This is a genomic window from Eubacterium sp. MSJ-13 (genome assembly GCF_018918235.1).
Taxonomy (GTDB): Bacteria; Bacillota; Clostridia; order Lachnospirales; family Lachnospiraceae; genus Butyribacter.
In genome coordinates this window covers 1-9,232 of record NZ_JAHLQE010000021.1, presented here as the reverse complement: position 1 = coordinate 9,232, position 9,232 = coordinate 1, and the positions used below count along the sequence as shown (strand labels likewise).

6 protein-coding genes are annotated in these 9,232 nt (G+C 35.6%); 5 read left to right on the top strand and 1 reads right to left on the bottom strand.

The window, feature by feature from the left end:
• Positions 1-53 precede the first annotated feature (53 nt).
• On the bottom strand, positions 54-443 hold the full coding sequence (locus KQI69_RS00880; RefSeq protein ID WP_216563396.1) for a restriction endonuclease: 390 nt from the start codon (positions 441-443) through the stop codon (positions 54-56).
• 493 nt (positions 444-936) lie between these two features.
• Here KQI69_RS00880 and KQI69_RS00875 point away from each other — a divergent pair, with 493 nt between their 5' ends.
• From KQI69_RS00875 to isdE, 5 genes are all read left to right on the top strand, one after another.
• On the top strand, positions 937-2,112 hold the full coding sequence (locus tag KQI69_RS00875) for a hypothetical protein (protein WP_216563395.1): 1,176 nt from the start codon (positions 937-939) through the stop codon (positions 2,110-2,112).
• Positions 2,113-2,268: 156 nt separating this feature from the next.
• Positions 2,269-3,102 carry a hypothetical protein gene (locus tag KQI69_RS00870; RefSeq protein WP_216563394.1) on the top strand — a complete coding sequence of 278 codons (834 nt, stop codon included), beginning with the start codon at positions 2,269-2,271 and terminating at the stop codon, positions 3,100-3,102.
• 367 nt (positions 3,103-3,469) lie between these two features.
• Positions 3,470-5,698 carry an NEAT domain-containing protein gene (locus KQI69_RS00865; protein WP_216563393.1) on the top strand — a complete coding sequence of 743 codons (2,229 nt, stop codon included), beginning with the start codon at positions 3,470-3,472 and terminating at the stop codon, positions 5,696-5,698.
• A 34-nt stretch (positions 5,699-5,732) separates the two neighbouring features.
• On the top strand, positions 5,733-8,003 hold the full coding sequence (locus tag KQI69_RS00860; protein WP_216563392.1) for a heme-binding Shp domain-containing protein: 2,271 nt from the start codon (positions 5,733-5,735) through the stop codon (positions 8,001-8,003).
• A complete protein-coding gene (gene isdE / locus KQI69_RS00855) occupies positions 7,990-9,165 on the top strand; it encodes a heme ABC transporter substrate-binding protein IsdE (RefSeq protein WP_253288936.1) in 1,176 nt (391 codons plus the stop codon). The genes KQI69_RS00860 and isdE overlap by 14 nt, the downstream gene beginning before the upstream one ends.
• Positions 9,166-9,232 lie beyond the last annotated feature (67 nt).

Below are 9,232 nucleotides of genomic sequence, written 5' to 3'. Positions count from 1 at the left end.
AGCTAATAGTGTTATGAGCAAGTAGCAAAGCGGATTGCGAATATCCGCTTGACTTATAACAATTCCTTAAACATATCCCTGTCCCACAGGACTACCCCAATCTTATCTGCAAGTCTTTGTGCTGCTTTTGAAAAATAACTGTTTGTCAGCACAACAGCTACATTACATTCATAAAAATCGCGGCCGGCATAAACCTGCTGCACAGCTTCGATTCCTACAGGGCCTTTGTATCTTTTACACTGTATAGCGTAGATTACGCCATCCCTTTGTGCTATGACATCTACTCCAAAATCACCGCTGCTCTGTGTGCTTTCGGCAATCTCAAAACCATTTGCAACAAGGATGTCACAGGTAAGTTCTTCAAATTCAAACCCATCCATATCATCAAAATCAACGGCATCGTACCTGCCCTTTTCAAAAAAGTTTGTATATTTTCTTGCCATACATATTTTGTAGACACAGAAAAGAAAAAAACAGAACCAGATACCAATGGAACTTAGAATAAATTTCATGTCCTTATTTTTACTGCAATATAGGATGAATATTAAAATTATAAATGTGATTATAATATATAAAGTATATGTGATGATTTTTAAAATATTGGTATTTCGTTTCATGTGCACCTCTCTCTTTTTGAGAACATATGTTCAAAAATATTTTAACATTGCCATACTATAAAGTCAAGAAAGCAAATATGGTTATTGCTGCTGTTCTCAACCACAGTACGACCAGCACAGTAAACATTTATGCACAATTTGTGGATAACTTGTGGATAACTTATAAAATCTGTGTGGAAAATAGGTGGAAATATAGTGGAATTGTTGTTGATTTGTGTTGAGAAGTTTTATAAAAGCTGTCGATATATAGAAAAAGGAGTTAATCGCAGATTTGACATTAGATGTTAAGCTGCGTTTGAATGATTAAGGAGGGAGTATCATGGCAGTAAGTATAAATAGTGGCACTTTATTTCAGGCAGGTGGAAATCAGATAGTACGAAAGTCAGGGAATTCTAAATCTAATACTACAAAGAGAAAAAAGGCAGCAACAGTAAACAGTTATAAGGCAAATATTGGAAAAAGTACTCAGAAAAGTTCTTATAAGCCATCTGATGTAAATGGACAATTATTGGATGAACCGGAGAATGTAAATGACAGCTTGGATTTTGGAAAGAAAGGAAATACGGAAGCTAACATTACAACGAAAAATGGTATTGGAATTTCAGTAAATAAGGCAAATGTAGGCAGGGGAAGTACCTATCTTACGGAAGATGATGGTGTAATGCTTGAATTGAGTGAGGACAATGGCACTGAAGTTGGAGAGACAGATGAAAACAGTATATTATCTGACAAAGATTCTCAGAAAACAAAAAAAGAAGAAGAGTACGAAAAGTTTCAAAAGCAGCTTGAGGCTTTAAAAGATATGCTTGAGAGAACAAAAGAGGCTCAGAAAAATGCTAAAAAAATAGAAACAAAGACAAAAAAAGTGTTAAATTACAGCTATAAAAAAGTATCTTCAAATATTCAGTCTGCGAAAAATGTGTCACAGGCAAGTAATGCTGTCTCAAGTGCCAATTCAAATCTTTCGGCACTTAAAAGGAAAGCGGCAAGTGGCGATTATGATGACGAGGAATTAAACATTGCCATTTCACATGCAAAGAGAATGATAGCTGTTGCAAAAAAGAAACTTGCACATATTAAGCAGGAAGTTATGAACAAAAAAGATGATGATAAATATGTTTCATCCGAGAAAGAGAAAATTGTCAAGATTCCTGATGAAAAGATAAGAGCAGAGCAGCAGAAGGAACTTAGAAGGATTGAGGATGAGATAGAAAAAGAGGAGAAGAAGGAGAAACAGGCACACAGAGGAGAAGAAAATAATAAACTGCTGGATGCTGATATGACATATCTTAAGGCAAAGATTGAAATTTGGAAACGAGGCGGCGGAGATTTTGGCATTATGATGTCACAGAGCCAGGGTGCAGCAATGAATATGGATATGACACAGACACTTACGGATACATCAAAATTAAACACAGAGCAGATTGAACTGTCGGCAGAGCAGAGTGCGGATGGTCAGACGGAGGTTGCAGCGAGTATAAATCTGTCGGTGTGAGAATTGTGTTTTATTTGATAAAATTTATCCATCAGTCTATGTTACTCAGAAATATATTTCATGATAAACTATTATATTGTCAGAAGAATAATTAAAAAGATATTTTTCAGATTAAAGACAGTATAAATATAACAGATAGCAGTTTGGAGGAAAATTATGACTGATGATAGTGAAATTTTAAGATATCAGGTACTTATGGCTCTTGATAATAATGCTGAAGACGAAAAAAATGTATCTTCAATAGCGAAATCTTTAAATCAAAAGAGTTATAAAATAAGCAGATTGTTGTCTGCATTGGAACAGGAAAATCTTGTAGATAAAAAAATCGAAAGACATCCGAAACTTACAGAATCAGGAAAAAGAAAAATAAATCAATACAAATATAAAGTTGATATATTTATAAATCACTTAATGTGTGAAGGAGTAAGTGAGAAAAATGCAAGAAAGGATGCAGTTTTGTGGGCGTTAAATACATCTGATGAGACAATTAAAGCACTTGATTGGGCAAATGAGAGGTGCAGGATAAAAAATGCTTTGAATGAGGAATGTGCATTTAGTGGAAATATTTTGTGCAAACTTATGAAAGATGGGGATTATAAATTTTCATATGTGTTTTACAAAATGTGTTCGGAAGATGGAGATGTACTTTCAATGGCAAATAATGGTTTTGAAAATCCATGTACGCTAAGTGTGAGAGATGGAAAAGGAGTGATAAAATTAAAGATTAAGAGAGTATCAGCCAATTCAGCGATAAGTGGTCATATGATGATGGGAGAGGTAAGCCGGGTGATGTATTTTGATGGAACATCTTATAAAGAGGCTGTTAAAGATGATGATGAAGTTTTAATTCCTGCAAATATGATTCAATTTATTAATTTAGGTACAGGAACAGGTCAGTATATGAATGGCACTATAAATATGAAAATGCAGTGCTCTGTTGGTGACATGCATATGCCTGAATCTGTTGCTATGTTTCTTATGACAATTTAAGGAAAAAGAAGGTGTTTTACTGAGAAAAAATATCATATAAAAAATCAGTTGCAAAAGTGCAACAAAAAAATAATTGCTAAGATTGAAGTTTTAATGTGTAAAAGCTGTGGCAGTTGATTAAGATTTATCAATTAAAGACGTTTTTTATGCACAATTGCAACAAAAAATATTTCTTGCAAAAATAATGTTTTTTGTTATACTTAACGGGCGTAAGAACAGAAGTAAAGTGTTTTTAATGTTGGCAGCAGTTCTATTAATTTTGGATTGTTTGTCAACAGATTTTTTTTGACTTTGAGTTAGAAACTTGAAACTCGAGTTAGTGCAAATGCGGAAAATGCAAATGTAAACAAAGAAACAGGAGGTAAAAATGAGTAGATTATTTTTTAGGGAAACAGGCAGACATAATTGTGGAAGAGCAAGACTAATTTTATCATTATTTATGGTGTTTGCAATGATAATAGGTTTAGTGCCGGCGTCAGATATGACTGTTTTGGCGGAGGAAAGAGAAGTGTTAAAAGCAGGTACATATGACATTCCGGTAAAACTTCTGAAAGAAGATAAATCGAGTGTTTCTATGGCAAGTGCTGCTGTGCAGAGTGCAACATTTGTGGTTGCAGAAGATGGAACTACGGAGGTAACACTTGGTCTTGGCACTGTCAACGGAGTATATGCATCTCAATGGAAATATTATACAGAAGATAGTTGTGAGGATAAGTCAAAACTTGCAGATACAACACCTGTAAAAGATGCAGATGGAAATGAAATTTCAGTAACATTTACACTGCCAAAAGAAGCATACAGTTGGGGTGGTGTGTTCTTACAGATGTCTATTGGTGGAGGATGGGCACATAATGCATATCTTTCATTCGATCTTTCAAATGTAAAATCTGATGACGGAACAGTTCAGAGTAGTTCAGTATCCCATGTAAAGCAGTTTGGTGAATATGATATTGATGTAACAGTAACTGCAAAAGATGAAAAGATCTTAAAAATTGATGTGACAGGAAAGAATTTTTCAGGTCAGTATGTGGATAATAACAAGATGTATCTTAACAAGGCTGTTGAAGGACTTAAAGATGCATATATAGGAAAATCAGTGAAAGATGTTAAGGAAATAGAAGCTGTTGATTCGGTTTCAGGAGCAACATATAGTTCAAATGGTATAAAAGATGCAATTATCAAAGCACTTGGACTTGAGGCAACAAAAGAAGTTATCAATGTTCCTTCAGAAAAATTAAAAGAGGGTACATATACAGTTGATATTTCTTATACAACAGATCTTGCATCTCATTCACTTGTTGAAAATGAAAAGAATACTGCAGTTATAAATGTTGATGCAAATGGTAATATGTCACTTACGACAGATATTATTAATGGAACAACAAAGGAACCATTATATGTAACGCAGTTCAATGGATATTATACAGATAATGACAAGACAAAAGAATTAAAGAAGGATGCAGTAGTTGAAAAATCAGCAGTGGATTATGAGGATGATGTATTTACGGCAGAAGATAAAGCTGTAACTAAAGTAACTTTACCATTGGAAGGTGATTATGCAGTTATTTATAATACAAATGCTGAAATTTATGTTCCAGTAATGAAAAATCTTACAGGAGAGATTTCCGGCGTAAAGTTTGACAGAGGAAAATTTTCAACAGATTGTTTTATCAAGGTTTACTGGGATAGTTTAAAGAAAGACAGCAGTTCTTCATCATCTTCGGGAAGTACACTTAACCTTAAAGATGGTACATATACTGTAAACGGAAGCCTGTATAAGCCGGGAATGACAAGCACTTCAATGTCAGACACAGCAATAGATCATACAATGAAACTTATTGTAAGTGGAGGAAAAGCAAGGCTTACGATGAATTTTAAAGGTATGGATATATCAGGGATTACAGGTTATATTGGTTCGTTAAGTTATTATGATACAGGATACAAAATGGATGTAAATGGAAATCCTACGGGTTCGCTTGTCAGTGCAGATGTTGAAAGTGTACAGAAAAACAGTGATGGCACAATTGTTTCAGATGATTATGGGACAAATTATCCAAGTGTTCTGAGTTTTGATGTTATACCGGAGGCATTTAATGACGGAATAGTTCCATTACAGATAACTATACCAGTTATGGAAGCAATCGCACCTGCAGCAGGGGCACAGAATGTTTATCTTAAACTTGATCTTAATAGTATTAAGTTGTCAGAAACAGAAAAACCGTCAACAAATACAAATAAAGCAGAAATTGGAACAAAGGTTGTAAATTCAGGTAATACTTATAAGGTTATTTCAAAAGAAAGAGTGACTTTGTTAAGAGGTAAGAAAAATATTAAGAGTATAACAATACCTGCAACTGTTAAAGTAAACGGGGTGAAGTGCAAAGTCACTGCTGTTGCGGCAAATGCATTTAAGAACAATAAAAAGCTTACAAGTGTTACTATTGGAAAATATGTCACAAAGGTTGGAAACAATGCTTTTAAGGGTTGTAAAAAACTCAAGAACATTAAGTTTGTGAATGGTGTTTCAGCTAAGACAAAGAAGGCTCTTAAGAAACAGATAATAAAAGCGGGAGCAAAAGGAGTTAAATTTAAATAATTTTTTAGTAATTTTAAGATATAGGAGGTTCGGCATGAGATTTTTGAAGAGATATAAGGTAATAGCATGGATTTTGGTGGTTGCTCTTTTTTTGAGTCTTGTGTCGGATTTTTCTTATCTTAGTGGGGCAGAGAGGGTTAGTGCAAATGATTTTGAGGATGGAGTTTATACGATTGAGGGAAAGCTAAGACATGCAACACTTGATCAGCCTTCTATGGGGGATTCGGCGGTTACACAGCCGATGAAGATTGTAAAAAGCGGAAACAGTATAAGTTTGAGATTAAAGTTTAAGGCGCTTACATCAGGTGCTTTTAAGGGGTATCTGTATGGTTTTTATTATTTTCCATCATGGACAGATAGTGAAAATATGCCTAAATCGGTGAAAGCGGAGAGTGCGAAAGTAACTGAGTATTATGAGGGAGTTTACGATAAGTACAATAATCCTAAAACAGGACTTGATTCAAAAGTAAAGGGAAAATTATATCCACATTATGCGTTTGTTCCTATAGAGTGGAATCGCACATCCACATGGGTTCAGATTTATGTGCCTGTGATGGAGGCTGTAAACAAAGGTGGCGGAACGCAATATGCGAGATTGTTATTAGATTGGAATACGCTTACCAAAACAGATGAAAAGGTAGAAGATATTATGGGAACGGCACAGCCGGATGTGACAAAAAAACCGGTGACAACGGCAAGTCCGTCAGCACAGCCGACATCAACAAAAAAGCCATCGACTTCCAGTAATAAAAATTCGTCAATCAAAGATTCTTCTGCAAAGGATAAAAACAGGAAGTTAAATATAAAAAATCTGTCTGACGGAACTTATACGATAGCGGGACAGATGTTAAAGACTGATAAAAAGAGCAGTTCAATGTCAAATGAGGCGATAAACCACAATATTTCATTGAGGGTGAAAAAAGGAAAATATACATTAATGCTTGATTTTTCTGGACTTACTGTAGGAAGTGCAAAAGGATATTTAAGCAGGATAAGATATTTTAAGTCGGGGTACAAAGTGACAAAAAGTGGTGTGCCTGAGGGTAAGACTGCTGCTGCTAAGATAATTTCTTATCAGAAGAAAAATGGCAGAAAACTGACTGATGCATACGGAAAAGATTATCCGCGAAAAGTTTCTTTTCCTATGATAAAAGAAGCAAAGAAAAACGGATATGTGCCGCTGCAGGTGTTTGTGCCTGTAATGGATGCCATAAGTAAAGGTTCTGGAACACAGCCTGCTTATATCAAACTTGACCTTAATTCTATCGTTGCAGGAAAAAAGAGTAATTCTGTGACAAATAAATCGTCAAAGAGCAAAAAGTCATCAAAAAGGACAACAAATTCGGGTGCATCTGGCAAAGCAGGGAGTGAATCGGGCAGCTCAAGTAGTGCGGTGAGTGGAAAAATTTATTCGTGTAAGATAGTACCCTGTTACAGGCATCCGGTTACAAATAAAGTTGAGGATGCAGGCGGCAATGGTTCGTATGCTACTGGACAGGGAATGGTCGAGAGTGTACTTAAGACTTCAGGAATGTTAGAGCAGACGGATGACGGACAATCTTATCTTACTATGCGTGTAGGTCTTATGGACTATACTTCAGACCACAAGTTTTATGTGCAGAAAAGAGGGGCACAATCATGGCAGCAGGTAAGTCCTTTAGTGACAAAAAATGGCACAGATGGCAACGGAAAAACGGCTGATTATTGTATTCCGGTTTCGGATAAGAATTGTATAGTAAAATTGTCAATGTATGTACAGTCTATGGGAAGAAATGTTATTTTTTATGCATATGCGAAAAATTTCAAGGCAGGAAAAGTATCAGGAATGGCTGTTACTCATGTGTCTGCAAATGTAGCTGCATCATCAGATGAAAATTCTTCAAAAAGCGGTACTTACAATAGCACTTTATCGGAAACAGCAGGTAATCTTTCAGAAAATGATAATATATCAATAAGTGGTAATATATTGTCAGATACAAGTTCTGAAATCTCTGAGTCGGGACTTTCGGATGCACAGGGTTTAAGCCTTTCAACAGAGGATGAAAGCAAAGAAAATGGCTCGGATCCGTCAGGTTCACAGAACGCAGGAGCGTCGGAGACGGCTTATGATGGAAATAGTATACAGACTACAGGTAGTAATAACGGAAAGTCAGGGAATATGACAATGGCAAAATGGGTTGTGGTACTTACCATATCAATAACATTATCAGGACTTGTCATTATTGCGGCAGGTGCAGGCATGGTTTATTATTTCAGGCGAAATTGGCGAAGATGGGGAGAGGAGATGGAAGATGATGAAGAATGAGGTTATTAAAAATAAACTTATTAAAAATGGAGTTATCCAAAATAAGCATAAGAAAAATAACTTGTTAAACATTGTTGTCATATTATGTTTTTCACTCTCTTTTTTGCTCAGTGGTTGTGTAAATCAGCATCCGGATAAAGAAACAACATCGACAAAAGAAATCGTTGCATCCGGAAAAGAAATGTCAGCGAATGATAATTCATCGGCAGATGGAAGAGAGACATCAGTGAATGATAATTCATCAGCAGATGAAAAGGGAACATCAGCAAACGATAACTCATCGACAGATATTGATATAAATTCAATGCTTGAAATTACGGACAAGTCTGAGAAAGCTGCAGTTGAGTCGGCGAAAGAAAAAGTTAGCAAGCTTGGGAGAAATCCACGCATAATTGCGACTTCGCCAGCAATAGCAGATATTTGCGACAGACTTAATATTGATTTGGCAGGTGTATGTTCGTCAACGGTATCGACAATTCCGTCAAGATATAAAAATGTAAAAAAAATCGGTACAGCTATGAGTCCTGATATGGAAATCGTATCTTCGGTTCAGCCTGACTGGATATTGTCGCCATCATCATTGCAGAGTGACCTTAAGCCTAAATATGAAGCTATTGATACGGAGTGGGCATTTTTAAATCTGAAAAGCGTGCAGGGAATGTACCGTTCAATACAGGAATTGGGAATTATTTTTGACAGGGAAAAAGAAGCTGACAGTCTTATAAATGAATTTGTGACTTTTTATAAGAAATATAAAAGTGAGAATAAGACTAAAAGTCGTCCGAAGGTTCTTATCCTTATGGGACTTCCGGGAAGTTACATAATAGCAACATCAAATTCGTATGTGGGAAATCTTGTAGAGCTTGCCGGCGGTGAAAATGTCTACAGTGACACAAAACAGGAATTTCTTACAGTAAATACAGAGGATATGAAAAAGAAAGAACCTGATATTATACTTCGTGCAGCTCATGCAATGCCGGAACAAGTTATAAAAATGTTTAACGACGATTTTAAAAAAAATGATATTTGGAAACATTTTAAGGCTGTAAAAGAGGGAAGGGTATATGACCTTTCGTATGATAAATTTGGAATGAGTGCGACATTTAAATATAAAGAAGCACTTGCTGAATTGAAGCAGGATTTTGAATGTCCACTTTACTAGTGTAGTGACCTGTTCATATTCAGCCAAATAACTTGCTTGAATTTACATCTGCTGCGTTGTCATCAAT